Source organism: Enterobacter sp. BIDMC 26, from assembly GCF_000534435.1.
GTDB lineage: Bacteria > Pseudomonadota > Gammaproteobacteria > Enterobacterales > Enterobacteriaceae > Enterobacter > Enterobacter ludwigii.
This window is the reverse complement of the sequence record NZ_KI973182.1, coordinates 833792-849850: the sequence shown is the minus strand read 5'-3', so window position 1 is coordinate 849850 and position 16059 is coordinate 833792. Positions and strand designations below refer to the sequence as shown.

Below are 16059 nucleotides of genomic sequence, written 5' to 3'. Positions count from 1 at the left end.
AGGAGTTCATCATGAAAAACGTAACAGGCGTGTATACCGCTCCCCGTCAACACTGGGTTGGTGATGGTTTCCCGGTACGTTCAATGTTTTCTTACCAGACGCACGGCGAGCCGCTCAGCCCGTTTTTACTGCTGGACTATGCCGGGCCATACACCTTCCCGGCGGATGGGGCAAAGCGCGGCGTCGGCGAGCATCCACACCGGGGTTTCGAAACGGTCACCCTCGTCTATTCCGGCGAAGTTGAACATCGCGATTCCACCGGCAGAGGCGGCGTAATAGGCCCCGGGGACGTGCAATGGATGACGGCGGGCGCTGGCATTTTGCACGAGGAGTTCCACTCCAGCGCGTTCGCGCAGAAAGGCGGTGAACTGAAAATGATGCAGCTGTGGGTCAACCTGCCTGCCAAAGACAAAATGGCGACGCCGGGCTACCAGAGCATCACTAAGGCGGATATCCCTGTGGTCACGCTGCCGGATAACAGCGGCTCGCTGCGGGTTATCGCAGGTCGCTACGAGGATGTTGCTGGCCCCGCGCACACCTTTTCGCCGCTAAACGTCTGGGACATCGCGCTCAATCAGGGTAGCCATCTCACGCTCAGTCAGCCGGAGGGCTGGAGCACGGCGCTGGTTGTGATGGAAGGCACCATTACAGTGAACGGAACAGCCCAGGCAGGCGAGGCACAGCTGGTTGTATTAAGCCAGCAAGGCGACACACTCCATCTGGAAGCGAGCCTCGATGCCAAAGTCCTGCTGATGGCCGGCGAGCCGCTGAATGAACCCATCGTGGGCTATGGGCCGTTTGTGATGAACAGTAAAACCGAAATCGCGGAAGCCATTCGTGATTTCAACTCCGGCCGCTTCGGCCAGATCTGATGGTAATAAAGGAGAAGAAGATGTCTGCACCTGCAAATTTTAACGGCTCACGCCCGGTTATTGATGTAAACGATGCGGTGATGTTGCTTATCGATCACCAGAGCGGACTTTTCCAGACCGTGGGGGATATGCCAATGCCAGAGTTGCGCGCACGTGCTGCGGCGCTGGCAAAAATCGCTACCCTGGCGAAGATCCCGGTGATCACCACCGCTTCTGTTCCACAGGGACCGAATGGCCCCCTTATCCCGGAGATCCACACTAATGCGCCACATGCGCAATACGTTCCACGTAAAGGTGAGATCAACGCCTGGGATAACCCGGAGTTTGTGGCTGCGGTGAAAGCCACCGGGCGCAAAACGTTGATCATCGCCGGCACCATCACCAGCGTCTGCATGGCGTTTCCCTCTATTAGCGCAGTCGCGGAGGGTTATAAAGTGTTTGCGGTTATTGATGCCTCCGGCACCTACAGCAAAATGGCTCAGGAGATCACCCTGGCGCGCGTGGTCCAGGCCGGGGTGGTACCAATGGATACCGCGGCGGTTGCCTCTGAGATCCAGCGGACATGGAACCGGGAAGATGCAGCCGAGTGGGCTGAAGTGTATACCCATATCTTCCCTGCCTATCAGTTGCTGATCGAAAGCTATACCAGAGCACAAGAGGTGGTCAAAAACAGCGAAGTGCTCGATTCACAGCGTTAATCACCGGCTCCACGGTCAAAAAGACGTGGAGCTGATTATTGCTTAACCGAACAAGCACTAAAGCAGAAAATCTGCTTGACCGTTTTAGCGCAACTCCCTATAGTAGCGCCCCGTTGCCCCCCAAGCGGTCAGGCAGCAAAACAATATGGTGAGGTGTCCGAGTGGCTGAAGGAGCACGCCTGGAAAGTGTGTATACGGCAACGTATCGGGGGTTCGAATCCCCCCCTCACCGCCATATTCAAGATAAGAGCTCGTACGAAAGTACGGGCTTTTTTCTTTTATATTCCCCGGACAGGGGGGATGAGAATCCCCGACCGGGGTTCGACAACTGGCGACAGCCAGTTGGACAGACTGAGCGCGCAGCGAACAGGCTGCCCGCAGGGCGAGCGAAGCGAGTCAATCCCCCCCTCACCGCCATATTCAAGATAAGAGCTCGTACGAAAGTACGGGCTTTTTTCTTTTATATTCCCCGGACAGGGGGGATGAGAATCCCCGACCGGGGTTCGACAACTGGCGACAGCCAGTTGGACAGACTGAGCGCGCAGCGAACAGGCTGCCCGCAGGGCGAGCGAAGCGAGTCAATCCCCCCCTCACCGCCATATTCAAGATAAGAGCGCGTACGAAAGTACGGGCTTTTTTCTTTTATATTCTCCGGACAGGACGCCCGCACAAAAAACAAAGCCCGGTTTCCCGGGCCTTGAACACAACGGCTAACTCAATAGTACGCTTGCAGCGTGCGCTGGCAGAGCGCTGAACGCACGCAGTCTTCTTTCGTGAAGCGTACCACCCCAATCATCTCATCTTCCTCAAAACGTGACATGGCGTCGCTCAGTCCGGACTTCACGCCCGACGGCAGATCGCACTGGGTAATATCACCATTGACGATGACCGTCACGTTTTCCCCGAGGCGCGTTAAAAACATCTTCATTTGCGCTGCGGTCACGTTCTGAGCCTCGTCAAGAATGACGACCGCATTTTCAAATGTACGTCCGCGCATATAAGCGAACGGCGCGATTTCCACCTTGCCAATCTCTGGTCGCAGACAGTACTGCATAAAGGATGCTCCCAGACGTTTCACCAGCACGTCATAGACGGGCCTGAAGTAAGGGGCAAACTTCTCTGAAATATCTCCGGGCAAGAAGCCAAGATCTTCATCAGCCTGCAGTACCGGACGGGTGACAATAATTCTCTCCACGTCTTTATGGATCAGCGCCTCTGCCGCTTTGGCTGCACTGATCCACGTTTTCCCGCATCCGGCTTCGCCGGTTGCAAAGATGAGCTGTTTACTCTCGATAGCATTCAGGTAGTGCGCCTGAGCCTCATTGCGCGCCACAATTGGAGAATTATCACGGCTGTCTCGGGCCATGCCAATTGCTTCTACGCCACTCATCTGCACAAGCGAGGTGACCGATTCTTCTTCACGCTGTTTATGGCTACGTGAATCCCGTCTCAGCACACGTTTTGCTTCGCGACGAGCTTTGATCACTGCTTTTTGTCTTCCCATGGATAGCACCTTGAGTTGTTGGTATTCATCACACGTGCCAGTTTCAGCACGATTATGCGCACGAACATCAGAGGGTTGGCTTCCTTGTAAGCCATTGCTTGCTTTACCGGATGACGCAACAGAACGGCTACGCGCACCATTCTGCACGTCGGTCGAAAGAGATTCTTGAGTTGAAGGGGATAATTTTGTGGTGAGGAAATCGCTGCCGGAGTCTGAGCCTCCGCGCCGGGTGCTGCGGGTGTTGTGTTTACCATGTCCAGTACAGGACGCAACCATTCGCGATCTCCATAGTGATTCAGCATCACTGCCGGGAACTACCGCTGTCTTATCTTAAGTACATCAGGAGTTATCATAAATGCAACATTTATTTTACCTGAACGTAACTTTAAGACTGTCCCTACAGTGGAAATCAGTCTCATACAGGAATATTACAGAAATATAACAGCAGGACAGGCATATGAAAAAATAATGTCCCCGCGAATTATCGCAGGGACAATTATCAGGCTTCAATCAACCCTTGAGCGAGATAGGCGTTGCGATCGCGTGCGCCAGGCAGGGCAAAGAAATAACCGCCGCCGATGGGTTTAATGTACTCTTCCAGCGCTTCCCCGTTTAAGCGTTTCTGTACGGTCAGGAAGCCCTTCTCCAGGTCGTGCTGATAGCAGACAAACAGCAGCCCCATATCGAGCTGGCCGGCGTTGGTTACGCCAAGTGAATAGCTATATCCCCGACGCATCATCAGGCTGGATTGTGTCTCTTTGGTACGCGGATTGGCCAGGCGGATATGGCTGTCCAGCGCGATGACATCGCCATTCGGATCGCTGGCGTAGTCAGGCACATCATGCTCGTTCTTCATCCCGAGCGGAGCGCCACTCTGTTTATCGCGGCCAAAAATCGTCTGCTGCTCTTTGAGCGGCGTACGGTCCCAGAACTCCACGTGGAACTGAATAATCCGCACCGCCTGATAACTTCCACCCACAGCCCATGCCGGCTCGCCCTGATCGGCCGTCACCCAGACCACCTCTTTCATGAGCGGGTCATTACGGCTGTCCGGGTTGGCCGTGCCGTCTTTAAAGCCCAGCAGGTTTACGGGCGTCTCTTTCCCTTTGCTGCGGGCGGCATGGTCAGAGATAAACCCTTCCCGCTTCCAGCGAACGCTCAGCAGGTCCGGCGTGTGCTTGATGATGTCGCGCAGCGCGTGGATCACCGTATCCTGGGTGTTGGCGCAAATTTGCAGGAGCAGATCGCCGTGGCAGAGAGCAGCATCCAGAGAGTCATTCGGGAAACGCGTCATTTTCTGCAGCGCTTTTGGCTTCTGTTTTGCCAGCCCGTAACGCGCATCAAACAGCGACTCACCGAGCGAAACGGTTATCGTCAGGTTATCCGGAGCGATAAATGCCCCGAGGATACCGGAATCCATCGGCGGCAGACGCGGGTTAGGCGTGTCCGGCGCCGGACCACCGGCGGTGAGAAACGCGATGCGCGTCGTCAGCAGGCGGAACAAACGCTCAAGATCGGCTTTATCGCTTGCCAGCGAATCAAAAGCCACCAGCATCATGGAGGCCTGCTGTGGCGTCAGAATGCCCGACTGATGCTCGCCATAAAAAGGCTGCGTCTCCATGCGTGCATTGGGTGACAGCGTGCCGGGAGCACTTTGCGGTTTCGCCGCATGCGCCACCGGGCACCCTCCGGCCAGAGCAAGGGCGCCCCCCAGCGCCCCTACTCCTTTTAACAATCGACGACGTGAAGGTTCCACCACGTCGTGTTCATTCTGCTTGTTCATCGTGCTTAATCCAGACCCAGTACGCCACGCAGCAGGGAGAGATCTTCCGCCAGTGTGGTAATCGGGCCTTTCAACGCGTTACGGTCGGCATCGGTCAGTTTATCGTAGGTTTCAAACCCGTCTTTGGTACGGTACTTCGCCAGAATGGTGTCGACTTTTTTGAAGTTGGCATCCACTTTCGCCAGCAGTTCGCTGTTATCTTTCTGCAGCTGAGGACGTAGCAGATCGACAATTTTCTGCGCGCCATCGACGTTCGCCTGGAAGTCCCACAGGTCGGTGTGGCTGTAACGGTCTTCTTCACCGCTGATTTTACTTGCCGCCACTTCTTCAATCAGACCCGCGGCACCGCCCACCACTTTTGATGGCGGGAAGGCCAGCTCACTGATGCGTTTTTGCAGCTCAAGCACGTCACTGTTCAGCTGATCGGCATATTTATCCATCCCTTTGAGAGTGTTATCGCCAAACAGGGCTTTCTCCAGACGATGGAAGCCGGTAAATTTCGGGTCGGCGGCTTTCTGCTCAAAATCATCTTCACGGGCATCAATGCTGCCATCCAGGTCAGAGAACAACTCGGCAATCGGCTCAATACGCTCGTAATGCTGACGGGTTGGCGCATACAGGGATTTCGCTTTCGCGATATCGCCCGCTTTTACTGCATCGGTGAAGGCTTTGGTACCGGTAGCCAGGTCCGCCGTCTCTTTGATGACATACGCTTTATAAGCAGTAATCGCATCACCCAGGCTCAACAGGGCCGTGCCTTTTCCGGCGTCGGCCGTGGCGTCGCCCTTCACGATAAGCTTGCCTTTAGGGTTCGTCAGCAGCCCGCAGGTCATCTCATATTCACCCGGCTGCAGGTTGGCAGTCATCTTCTGACTAAAGCCCGGCGCGATATTTTCACGCTCTTCCACCACCATGACGCCTTTCAGGATTTCCCACTCTAGCGCCTTCTGGCTGTGGTTCTGAATAATAAACTGGGTTTTGCCGCTGTTGACCGTGATGGTCATTGGCTCGCACTGCTTATCATTGACCGAAACCTTGACCTGCGGAACATCCGCGCCCCAGGCGGAAAATGCTGAAGCGAACAGCGCGGCAATGCCTACGCATAACGCACTACGACGGAACTGAATTGCCATGACTCTTCCCTTTAAAAGTATGTTGTAACTAATGCAGTCAGATTACGGCGCAACGCGCGACGTCTGAGTGCCGGTGCGCGGCGGCATGGCAAACAGCACCAGCGCCGGAACCAAATAGATAAAGTACATCGCCACTTCGCTGACGCTCGGCGTTTCCTGGTAACCAAAAATACCTTCGAGCAAGGTACCGGTCAGGGAGTGCGTTGAGAGCACGTTACTGAGGTCGAACGCCACTTCCTGGAAGTGATTCCACAGGCCCGCTTCGTGGAAAGCGCGGATCGCCCCCGCCGCCAGCCCAGCGGCCACCAGCAGAATAAACAGGCTGGTCCATTTAAAGAACGCACCCAGGTTAAGACGAATGCCGCCCCAGTAGAGCAGGAAGCCCAGCACCACCGCAGTGGCCAGACCCAGCATCGCACCCAGCGGTGGCCAGATCCCCACATCCTGCTGAAATGCCGCCAGCAGGAAGAAAACCGACTCCAGCCCTTCCCGCGCCACGGCGAAAAAGACCATCATGATCAGCGCCCAGCCGTGGTTATTGCCCTTTTGCAGGGCGTTATCCACCGCCTGCTCAAGCTGCACCTTCACGTTGCGGGACACTTTACGCATCCAGAACACCATCCAGGTGAGGATTACCACGGCAATGACGGCCACGATCCCTTCAAACAACTCTTGCTCTTTCTGGGGAAACTCACCGGTGGTTTCATTGATAAGAATGCCGAGGCCCAGACAGAGTGCTGCAGCGAGGAATACCCCAATCCACATGACACCAATCCAGCGTCCACGCTGGGTTCGCTTCAGATAACTGGCGATGAGGCTGACGATGAGGGCCGCTTCGAGACCTTCACGTAACATAATGAGAAATGGAACAAACATGCCGACACCTTAAATGTTTATCGCGGTCAACTGATGCAAAGAAAGGTAAATTCTTGTGATAGTGATTATCATTACGCCAGCAAGAAAAACAAGCGAAATGTGTGTTGTTTTGATGACGAGTTGTAAACACCCAGCCTGGTAATAATTGTTGGCGTTATCGTTAAGTTTATAAGTTATAGCGAAAATGCCCATTTACGGTTAATCAGGGCTGTGGCTAAATATCTGCCTCAAAAACCAACTGAAAATTAACCATGTTTAACATTATCCATTTCCTGCTGGCGCTGGTGATTATTCTTGCGCTTGCCTGGCTGGTGAGTTTCGACCGCCGAAAAATTCGCATTCGTTTTGTTTTACAGCTGATTGTCATTGAAATAGCCCTGGCGTTCTTTTTCCTTCATGCCGAAAGCGGGCTGTTCATTATTAAATATGTCTCGGGATTCTTTGAGTCACTGCTGAAATTCGCGGCCGAAGGCACCAATTTCGTCTTTGGCGGGATGGGTGAAAAAGGACTGGCGTTCATTTTCCTCGGCGTACTCTGCCCGATTATTTTTATCTCCGCACTGATTGGTATTCTTCAGCACTGGCGAATTCTGCCGATTTTTATTCGGGTGATCGGGACACTGCTGTCAAAACTGAATGGCATGAGTAAGCTGGAATCGTTCAACGCGGTGAGCTCGCTGATCCTCGGACAGTCTGAAAACTTTATTGCCTACAAGGGTGTACTTGGCGACCTCTCCTCTCGTCGTCTCTTCACCATGGCGGCCACGGCCATGTCGACGGTATCCCTGTCGATTGTCGGTGCCTATATGACCATGCTCGACGCCAAATTTGTCGTTGCCGCGCTCATCCTGAACATGTTCAGCACCTTTATTATTCTCTCCATTATCAACCCGGCGCGCCCGGAAGCAGAGCCGGACATCAAGCTTGAAAAGCTGCACGAGTCCCAGAGCTTCTTCGAAATGCTTGGCGAGTATATTCTGGCCGGTTTTAAAGTGGCGATGATTATTCTGGCGATGCTGATTGGCTTTATTGCCCTTATTAGCGCCGTTAACGCCCTCTTCTCCAGCGTATTTGGTATGAGCTTCCAGCAGATCCTGGGCTATGTATTTTATCCGCTGGCGTGGCTGGTTGGTATCCCACTGAGCGACGCGTTGAATGCCGGCAGTATTATGGCAACCAAGCTGGTCGCAAATGAATTTGTGGCAATGATTGAGCTGCAAAAAATTGCGCATCAGATGTCACCACGCGGACTGGGCATTTTGTCCGTTTTCCTGGTGTCGTTCGCTAACTTTGCCTCTATCGGCATTGTGGCCGGGGCGATCAAAGGCCTGAACGAGCAACAGGGGAACGTGGTATCGCGTTTTGGCTTACGTCTGGTGTATGGCGCGACGCTGGTCAGTTTGCTGTCCGCCAGCTTTGCAGGACTGGTGCTGTAAGCGATAACGGCGGGTTCTCCCGCCGTTTTTCATTAAAACTGCACGCACACCGGTTGATCGACCCGCATCACCGACTCCTGCGCGAAGCGTGATTTATAAATACCGCGCAACGCTTCAATATTCTTCTCGCTCTGCGCATCTTTACCGTGGATCAGCATAAGCGCCTTGCTCGGTTCACGCGCCACTTTCCCGTCGTTACCCAGCCACTGCCCGCGCGCATCAAAGACCGTCAGGCCATCGCGAAAACGCGGCGTCACGTCCTGGTCAACGAACTGCTGCCACTCGCCGGTGGTAATTTGCGCCCCTGCAGGACGGTTTAGCCCGAAATAGAGCGTGGTTTGCTGCATCTGGTTATCCGCTTTGCAGGTCTCCATCGCCGCGTGTTGCGACGGCACACTGCAGCCCGCCAGCATCAATAATGCCGCTGCCATTACCCCTGTTTTGATTGTCATGCTTCGCTATCCTCATTGTTATAAGCACAGCGATATCATCGTAAATTGCGGATTTTGGCAAGAAAAAAGCCGGGTAGCGCGCGCGCTTACCCGGCCTGACTATCAGCGAAAAAGATTACTCAGCCTGCAGCTTAGACGGCGGTGCAGTGTGATAGTGTGCGTCTGCTTCAGCAAAACGTTTCTGCATTGAGGCAGAAGGCGCTTTACCCAGCAGGCTGAACACCACAATGCCGATACTGCCGAAGATGAAGCCCGGGATAATTTCGTACAGACCGAGCCAGGCGAACTGCTTCCAGACGATCACGGTAAGCGCACCGATAATCATCCCCGCCAGCGCGCCGTTGCGGGTCATGCGCGACCACAGCACCGAGAAGAGCACCACCGGACCAAACGCCGCACCAAAGCCCGCCCACGCGTAGCTTACCAGGCCCAGCACGCGGTTCTCAGGGTTTGCCGCCAGCGCAATGGCGATTAAGGCCACCACCAGCACCATGAAACGCCCCACCCATACCAGCTCTTTCTGGCTCGCATCTTTACGCAGGAACGCTTTGTAGAGGTCTTCGGTGATTGCACTTGAGCAGACCAGCAGCTGGCAGCTCAGGGTGGACATCACGGCCGCCAGGATCGCGGAGAGCAGAATACCGGCAATCCACGGGTTGAACAGAATGCCCGCCAGTTCGATGAACACACGCTCGGCGTTCTGGTTTACTGCACCTGCCTGCGCCGGGTTATTGTTGAAGTAAGCGATGCCGAAGAAACCAACCGCACAGGCACCCGCCAGACAGAGGATCATCCACGTCATACTGATACGACGGGCATGAACAATCGTGTGGTGAGAGTCAGCGGCCATGAAGCGCGCCAGAATGTGCGGCTGACCGAAGTAGCCCAGACCCCAGCCCATCAGCGAAACGATGGCGACAAAGTTCAGCCCTTTCAGCATGTCGACGTTTTCAATGCTCTTCTGCTTAATCACTTCAAGCGAATCAGCAAAGCCGCCGACGGTGAAGATGACAATGACTGGCGTCAGGATCAGAGCGAAGATCATCAGGCTCGCCTGCACGGTGTCAGTCCAGCTTACGGCCAGGAAACCGCCCACGAAGGTATAGAGAATGGTTGCCGCAGCACCGGCCCACAGCGCCGTTTCATAGCTCATGCCGAAGGTGCTTTCGAACAGGCGCGCACCGGCCACAATGCCAGAGGCACAATAGATGGTGAAGAACACGAGGATAACCAGCGCAGAGATAATACGCAGCACGCGGCTGTTATCTTCAAAGCGTCCGGTGAAGTAATCCGGCAGGGTCAACGCATTGTTGTTGGCTTCGGTATGCACGCGCAGACGGCCTGCAACCAGCTTCCAGTTGATCCATGCCCCGACGGTCAGGCCAATGGCAATCCAGCTTTCAGAAATACCGGAGATGAAAATCGCCCCCGGCAGCCCCATCAGCAGCCAGCCGCTCATGTCGGACGCGCCCGCAGAGAGTGCGGTGACCATCGGCCCTAAGCTACGCCCGCCCAGAATGTAGTCGTCAAAGTTCTTTGTTGAACGCCATGCCAAAAACCCTATCAGGATCATGCCAAATATATAAACGAGAAATGTCACCAGCATCGGTGTGCTAATTGCCATTCAAATTCTCCAAAATGTCGAGCGACAACCGTCCGGGTTGCCTTGTTATGTCATCACCGGAACGTAGTGATGTGTGTATGTGTTTCTGTTGGCCGCGCGTATCCTGCCGTAAGCAGTGCTCGCACACAAACGATTTAACACTGCATTTACATCAAATTCATCCCTGGTTTTATACGTCTTTCGTATAGGTTGCACTCGCTCACGCTTTTACGGGTTGCACCTTTTAAAAGTGTTAAGTCCCGCATAAAAACAGGCCTCTCATCCAGAAACCAGCACTTTTTTCCAGCTAACCATCTCTTAACAATCCATTCATTTCCTGGGTTGCAAACCAGGTCACATTTAACACGGTTGCACAAAGTTGCAACATGGTGGATATTTCACGCTATCGATAGCACACGACGACAGAACAACAGGAGCTTTGGCATGGGTATGACCACCATGGGGGTTAAGCTGGATGACGCAACCCGCGAACGGATTAAGACCGCAGCAACCCGCATTGACCGCACGCCGCACTGGCTAATCAAGCAGGCGATTTTTAACTACCTCGAAAGGCTCGAAAGCGATGAGGGGCTGCCAGAGCTGCCCGCGTTGCTGGCGGGTGCGGCCAATGAAAGTGATGAGGTTTCCGCCGCTGCTGACGAAAACCATCAGCCGTTCCTTGAATTCGCCGAGCAGATCCTGCCTCAGTCGGTCAGCCGCGCCGCCATTACCGGTGCTTACCGTCGTGCCGAAACCGACGCCGTACCGATGCTGCTGGAGCAGGCCCGTCTGCCAGAAGCCATTGCCTCTCAGGCGCACAGCCTGGCGTATCAACTTGCCGACAAATTGCGTAACCAGAAAAATGCCACCGGCCGCGCCGGAATGGTACAGGGTCTGCTGCAGGAGTTTTCCCTCTCCTCTCAGGAGGGCGTAGCGCTGATGTGTCTGGCGGAAGCGCTGTTGCGTATTCCTGACAAAGCCACCCGTGACGCACTGATCCGCGACAAAATCAGCAACGGTAACTGGCAGTCACACATTGGCCGCAGCCCGTCGCTGTTCGTCAACGCGGCGACCTGGGGCCTGCTGTTTACCGGCCGACTGGTCTCGACTCATAACGAAGCCAACCTCTCTCGCTCCCTGAACCGCATCATCGGCAAGAGCGGTGAACCGCTGATCCGCAAAGGCGTGGATATGGCGATGCGCCTGATGGGCGAGCAGTTTGTTACCGGCGAAACCATCGCGGAAGCGCTGGCCAACGCCCGTAAGCTCGAAGATAAAGGTTTCCGCTACTCTTACGACATGCTGGGTGAAGCGGCGCTGACCGCCGCCGATGCGCAGGCTTATATGGTCTCTTACCAGCAGGCGATTCACGCCATTGGTAAAGCGTCAAACGGTCGCGGTATTTATGAAGGCCCGGGGATCTCCATCAAGCTCTCGGCCCTGCATCCGCGCTACAGCCGTGCGCAGTACGACCGGGTGATGGAAGAGCTCTATCCGCGCCTGAAATCCCTGACCCTGCTGGCGCGCCAGTACGACATCGGTATCAACATCGATGCCGAAGAGGCCGACCGCCTGGAGATCTCCCTCGATCTGCTGGAAAAACTGTGCTTCGAGCCGGAGCTGGCAGGCTGGAACGGAATTGGTTTCGTTATCCAGGCGTATCAGAAACGTTGTCCGTTCGTGATTGATTACCTGATTGACCTGGCAAGCCGCAGCCGCCGTCGCCTGATGATCCGCCTGGTGAAAGGCGCCTACTGGGACAGCGAAATTAAACGCGCCCAGATGGAAGGTCTGGAAGGCTATCCGGTCTATACCCGCAAGGTTTACACCGATGTCTCATACCTCGCCTGCGCAAAAAAACTGCTCGGCGTGCCGAACCTGATTTACCCGCAGTTTGCCACCCATAACGCCCACACCCTGGCGGCCATCTACAGCCTGGCCGGACAGAACTACTATCCGGGTCAGTATGAGTTCCAGTGCCTGCACGGCATGGGTGAACCGCTGTACGAGCAGGTCACCGGTAAAGTGGCGGATGGCAAACTGAACCGTCCGTGCCGTATTTATGCCCCGGTGGGCACCCATGAAACCCTGCTGGCGTACCTGGTGCGTCGTCTGCTGGAGAACGGGGCGAACACCTCCTTCGTTAACCGTATCGCCGATACCACCCTGCCGCTTGACGAGCTGGTTGCCGATCCGGTGCAGGCGGTTGAGAAGATGGCGGCCCAGGAAGGTCAGATTGGCCTGCCGCATCCGAAGATCCCGCTGCCGCGTGAACTGTACGGCAAAGGTCGCGTGAACTCCGCGGGCCTGGACCTGGCGAACGAACACCGTCTGGCCTCCCTCTCCTCCGCCCTGCTCAACAGCGCGCTGCAGAAATGGCAGGCCAAACCGATTCTGGAGCAGCCCGTCGCTGATGGCGAAATGCAGCCCGTGATTAACCCGGCGGAGCCAAAAGATATCGTCGGCTACGTGCGGGAAGCAACCGAAGCAGAAGTGGATCAGGCGCTGGACAGCGCGGTGAATAACGCGCCAATCTGGTTCGCGACGCCGCCGCAAGAGCGTGGCGCCATTCTGGAACGTGCTGCGGTGCTGATGGAAGACCAGATGCAGTCGCTCATCGGGATCCTGGTGCGCGAAGCAGGTAAAACCTTCAGCAACGCCATTGCCGAAGTTCGTGAAGCGGTCGACTTCCTGCACTACTACGCAGGCCAGGTTCGTGATGATTTCGATAACGAAACCCACCGTCCTCTCGGTCCGGTGGTGTGTATCAGTCCGTGGAACTTCCCGCTGGCGATCTTCACCGGCCAGATTGCCGCCGCACTTGCCGCAGGCAACAGCGTGCTGGCAAAACCGGCGGAGCAGACCCCGCTGATTGCCGCTCAGGGTATTAACATTCTGCTGGAAGCGGGCGTGCCTGCGGGTGTCATACAGCTGTTGCCGGGCCGCGGTGAAACGGTCGGGGCGAAACTGACCGCCGATAACCGTGTGCGCGGCGTGATGTTTACCGGCTCGACTGAAGTGGCCTCCCTGCTGCAGCGCAATATTGCCACCCGTCTTGATGCACAGGGGCGTCCAACGCCGCTCATCGCTGAAACCGGCGGCATGAACGCCATGATCGTCGACTCCTCCGCGCTCACCGAGCAGGTGGTGGTCGATGTTCTCGCCTCCGCCTTCGACAGCGCGGGCCAGCGCTGTTCCGCCCTGCGCGTGCTGTGTCTGCAGGATGACGTGGCAGACCACACGCTGAAGATGCTGCGCGGCGCGATGGGCGAATGTCGTATGGGTAACCCGGGCCGTCTCACGACCGATATCGGGCCGGTTATCGACGCGGAAGCCAAAGCAAATATCGAAAACCACATTCAGACCATGCGCGCCAAAGGCCGTCCGGTCTTCCAGGCCGTGCGTGAAAACAACGAGGATGCCCGCGAGTGGCAGACCGGCACCTTTGTGCCGCCAACGCTGATTGAACTGGCCAGCTTCGACGAGCTGAAAAAAGAGGTCTTTGGCCCGGTATTGCACGTGGTGCGCTACAACCGTAACAACCTCAACGAGCTGATTGAACAGATTAACGCCTCCGGCTATGGCCTGACCCTCGGCGTGCATACCCGCATCGATGAGACCATCGCTCAGGTGACCGGCAGCGCTAAAGTAGGCAACCTGTACGTCAACCGTAACATGGTCGGCGCGGTGGTGGGCGTACAGCCGTTCGGCGGTGAAGGTCTGTCAGGTACCGGTCCAAAAGCCGGCGGTCCACTCTACCTGTACCGTCTGCTGGCAAACCGTCCGGACAATGCGCTCGGCGTGACGCTGGCACGTCAGGATGCCGAACGTCCGGTGGACGCGCAGCTGAAGGCCGTGCTGACACAGCCGCTTGAAGCGCTCATCACGTGGGCAGAAAAACGCCCGGAACTGCGCGCTGTCGCACAGCAGTATGGCGAACTGGCGCAGGCGGGAACGCAGCGCCTGCTGCCGGGGCCAACCGGTGAGCGCAACACCTGGACGCTGATGCCGCGCGAGCGTGTGCTGTGCGTGGCGGACAACGAGCAGGATGCGCTGGTTCAGCTGGCCGCCGCTGCTGCAACCGGTTGTGAAGTGCTGTGGCCGGAAGATGCACTGCATCGTGACCTCGCGAAACAGCTGCCGAAAACGGTCTCTGCCCGCATTCATTTTGCGAAGCCCGATGCTTTGCTGACTCAGCCGTTTGATGCCGTTATCTATCACGGTGATTCCGACCAGCTGCGCGAACTGTGCGAGCAGGTAGCGGCCCGCAGCGGTGCGATTGTTTCGGTACAGGGCTTCGCCCGCGGCGAAACCAACCTGTTGCTGGAACGTCTGTACGTTGAGCGCTCGCTCAGCGTGAACACCGCGGCGGCGGGCGGTAACGCGAGCCTGATGACAATCGGTTAATCGTGTAAAATATCCCCGGTGGCACTACGCTTACCGGGGTGACAAAATAACCAGGGCCGGATAAGCACAGCGCATCCGGCTTTTTTACATGGAGGGATGATGAAAAGATATCTGATCGCGGGGGCTGCATTGCTGCTGAGCGCGAACGCGCTGGCAGAAGAGTGCGCAAATGCGACCACCCAGCTTGAAATGAATACCTGTACGGCGCAGCAGTACCAGGCCGCCGATAAAAAACTGAATCAGACGTATCAGGCTGCCATCAAACGCGCAGAAGCCCCACAGCGTGAGCTTCTGAAAAAGGCACAGCAGGCGTGGATTGCCCTGCGCGATGCCGACTGCAACTTTATCGGGTCGGGTACTGAGGGAGGCAGCGTCCAGCCGATGATCATCAGCCAGTGCCTGAACGAAAAAACCGTTGAGCGTGAAGCGTTTCTTGCCTCACTGATGCAGTGTGAAGAGGGCGATTTAAGCTGCCCTCTTCCGCCGGGAAACTAACGCACGCGGATCCCTTCAATGATCATCTGCTGAACGTTTTCCAGCGTGCTGTGGAAAAACGCCTCATCCTGAAGCGTCTTACCGGTTACCGCTTCAACCTGGGCCGCAAAGTCAGCGTAATGCTGAGTGGAGGCCCAAATCATAAAGATCAGATGATGTGGGTCAACTGGAGCCAGCTTCCCGCCCGCCACCCATCCGGCAATAATGGCCGATTTCTCGTCAACCAGCTGTTTTAAATCCCCGGTCAGTTCCGCCTGCAACAGCGGTGCACCCTGCAGCATCTCCAGGCAGAACAGCCGTGACGCCTGCGGATAATCACGCGACACCTCCAGCTTCAGGCGAATGTACTCCCTGATTGCCACCAGCGGGGCAAGCTCTTCGCGAAACGCCTTGAGCGGCGCCAGCCAGATATCGAGGATCTGCTGCATCACCGCAATGTAAAGCGCCTCTTTCGACGGGTAGTAGTAGAGCAGATTCGTTTTCGACACCCCGGCCTGTTCCGCCACCTGCTCCAGGCGCGTGCCATGAATACCAAACTGCGAAAAGGTCTCCAGCGCCGCACTCAGGATGGCCTGCTTCTTCGCACTGACCGCCTGCGAACGTTTACCGGGTGTTTTCACTGCACCTTGTGTCATTCCCGCTCTCCATATTTTGCGTTGTCATCAGCATAGCAAAACCCCTCACCGACCACGACACTCTGCACTCCGATCGCGCATGAATGCCTGTTTTCTGTGCAATGTTTTTGACCATTTAGTCCACATTTGCGTATCTCAATTAACCAACCATTGATTAACACATTA

The 16059-nt window shown here is 55.9% G+C and carries 12 protein-coding genes, 1 tRNA gene and 2 other RNA genes; 8 read left to right on the top strand and 7 right to left on the bottom strand.

What is annotated here, in order from left to right:
• Positions 1-11 precede the first annotated feature (11 nt).
• The 5 genes from L462_RS19305 to L462_RS24155 all read left to right on the top strand — a co-directional run bounded on the left by L462_RS19305 (position 12) and on the right by L462_RS24155 (position 2169).
• The gene (locus L462_RS19305; protein WP_020884706.1) at positions 12-872 is read left to right on the top strand and encodes a pirin family protein; all 861 of its coding nucleotides are present in this window, start codon (positions 12-14) and stop codon (positions 870-872) included.
• 20 nt (positions 873-892) lie between these two features.
• Positions 893-1570 (top strand): isochorismatase family protein, encoded by a 678-nt coding sequence (locus tag L462_RS19310; RefSeq protein ID WP_032677857.1) that lies wholly within the window; start codon positions 893-895, stop codon positions 1568-1570.
• A gap of 147 nt (positions 1571-1717) precedes the next feature.
• Positions 1718-1805, top strand: a tRNA-Ser gene (locus L462_RS19315).
• A gap of 44 nt (positions 1806-1849) precedes the next feature.
• Positions 1850-1987: non-coding RNA, RtT sRNA (locus L462_RS24160), on the top strand.
• Between the two features lie 44 nt (positions 1988-2031).
• Positions 2032-2169, top strand: a non-coding RNA gene (locus L462_RS24155) — RtT sRNA.
• Between the two features lie 116 nt (positions 2170-2285).
• Here the strand turns inward: L462_RS24155 and phoH are convergent.
• The 4 genes from phoH to efeU form a co-directional block, all read right to left on the bottom strand.
• Positions 2286-3074, bottom strand: coding sequence for a phosphate starvation-inducible protein PhoH (phoH, locus tag L462_RS0123320; RefSeq protein WP_024908976.1), 789 nt, complete (start codon positions 3072-3074; stop codon positions 2286-2288).
• Positions 3075-3573: 499 nt separating this feature from the next.
• The gene (efeB, locus tag L462_RS19320) at positions 3574-4857 is read right to left on the bottom strand and encodes an iron uptake transporter deferrochelatase/peroxidase subunit (protein ID WP_020884708.1); all 1284 of its coding nucleotides are present in this window, start codon (positions 4855-4857) and stop codon (positions 3574-3576) included.
• A 5-nt stretch (positions 4858-4862) separates the two neighbouring features.
• Positions 4863-5990 (bottom strand): iron uptake system protein EfeO, encoded by a 1128-nt coding sequence (gene efeO / locus L462_RS19325; RefSeq protein WP_032677856.1) that lies wholly within the window; start codon positions 5988-5990, stop codon positions 4863-4865.
• Between the two features lie 42 nt (positions 5991-6032).
• A complete protein-coding gene (efeU, locus tag L462_RS19330; protein ID WP_020884710.1) occupies positions 6033-6866 on the bottom strand; it encodes an iron uptake transporter permease EfeU in 834 nt (277 codons plus the stop codon).
• A 251-nt stretch (positions 6867-7117) separates the two neighbouring features.
• On the opposite strand from efeU, the gene L462_RS19335 reads away from it, so the two are divergent.
• Positions 7118-8302, top strand: a complete 1185-nt coding sequence (locus L462_RS19335) for a NupC/NupG family nucleoside CNT transporter (RefSeq protein ID WP_032677854.1) — start codon at positions 7118-7120, stop codon at positions 8300-8302.
• A 32-nt stretch (positions 8303-8334) separates the two neighbouring features.
• On the opposite strand, the gene L462_RS19340 is transcribed toward L462_RS19335, so the two are convergent.
• Positions 8335-8754 (bottom strand): DUF3574 domain-containing protein, encoded by a 420-nt coding sequence (locus L462_RS19340; RefSeq protein WP_014169506.1) that lies wholly within the window; start codon positions 8752-8754, stop codon positions 8335-8337.
• Positions 8755-8869: 115 nt separating this feature from the next.
• Complete coding sequence (gene putP, locus L462_RS19345; protein ID WP_020884712.1) at positions 8870-10378, bottom strand: sodium/proline symporter PutP; 1509 nt, start codon at positions 10376-10378, stop codon at positions 8870-8872.
• A 423-nt stretch (positions 10379-10801) separates the two neighbouring features.
• Between putP and putA the strand changes: the two genes are divergently transcribed.
• Both putA and L462_RS19355 read left to right on the top strand, forming a co-directional pair.
• Positions 10802-14764, top strand: coding sequence for a trifunctional transcriptional regulator/proline dehydrogenase/L-glutamate gamma-semialdehyde dehydrogenase (putA, locus tag L462_RS19350; RefSeq protein WP_032677853.1), 3963 nt, complete (start codon positions 10802-10804; stop codon positions 14762-14764).
• A gap of 99 nt (positions 14765-14863) precedes the next feature.
• Complete coding sequence (locus L462_RS19355; RefSeq protein ID WP_020884714.1) at positions 14864-15259, top strand: lysozyme inhibitor LprI family protein; 396 nt, start codon at positions 14864-14866, stop codon at positions 15257-15259.
• Here the strand turns inward: L462_RS19355 and rutR are convergent.
• Positions 15256-15894 carry an HTH-type transcriptional regulator RutR gene (rutR, locus tag L462_RS19360; protein WP_014169502.1) on the bottom strand — a complete coding sequence of 213 codons (639 nt, stop codon included), beginning with the start codon at positions 15892-15894 and terminating at the stop codon, positions 15256-15258. The two genes, L462_RS19355 and rutR, sit on opposite strands and share 4 nt — an antisense overlap.
• Positions 15895-16059: the final 165 nt, after the last annotated feature.

What these genes read in the sequence shown, in the direction of transcription:
- L462_RS19305 (WP_020884706.1), top strand. Translation starts at nt 12, where the DNA reads ATGAAAAACGTAACAGGCGTGTATACCGCTCCCCGTCAACACTGGGTT.
- L462_RS19310 (WP_032677857.1), top strand. Translation starts at nt 893, where the DNA reads ATGTCTGCACCTGCAAATTTTAACGGCTCACGCCCGGTTATTGATGTA.
- phoH (WP_024908976.1), bottom strand. Translation starts at nt 3,074, where the DNA reads ATGGGAAGACAAAAAGCAGTGATCAAAGCTCGTCGCGAAGCAAAACGT.
- efeB (WP_020884708.1), bottom strand. Translation starts at nt 4,857, where the DNA reads ATGAACAAGCAGAATGAACACGACGTGGTGGAACCTTCACGTCGTCGA.
- efeO (WP_032677856.1), bottom strand. Translation starts at nt 5,990, where the DNA reads ATGGCAATTCAGTTCCGTCGTAGTGCGTTATGCGTAGGCATTGCCGCG.
- efeU (WP_020884710.1), bottom strand. Translation starts at nt 6,866, where the DNA reads ATGTTTGTTCCATTTCTCATTATGTTACGTGAAGGTCTCGAAGCGGCC.
- L462_RS19335 (WP_032677854.1), top strand. Translation starts at nt 7,118, where the DNA reads ATGTTTAACATTATCCATTTCCTGCTGGCGCTGGTGATTATTCTTGCG.
- L462_RS19340 (WP_014169506.1), bottom strand. Translation starts at nt 8,754, where the DNA reads ATGACAATCAAAACAGGGGTAATGGCAGCGGCATTATTGATGCTGGCG.
- putP (WP_020884712.1), bottom strand. Translation starts at nt 10,378, where the DNA reads ATGGCAATTAGCACACCGATGCTGGTGACATTTCTCGTTTATATATTT.
- putA (WP_032677853.1), top strand. Translation starts at nt 10,802, where the DNA reads ATGGGTATGACCACCATGGGGGTTAAGCTGGATGACGCAACCCGCGAA.
- L462_RS19355 (WP_020884714.1), top strand. Translation starts at nt 14,864, where the DNA reads ATGAAAAGATATCTGATCGCGGGGGCTGCATTGCTGCTGAGCGCGAAC.
- rutR (WP_014169502.1), bottom strand. Translation starts at nt 15,894, where the DNA reads ATGACACAAGGTGCAGTGAAAACACCCGGTAAACGTTCGCAGGCGGTC.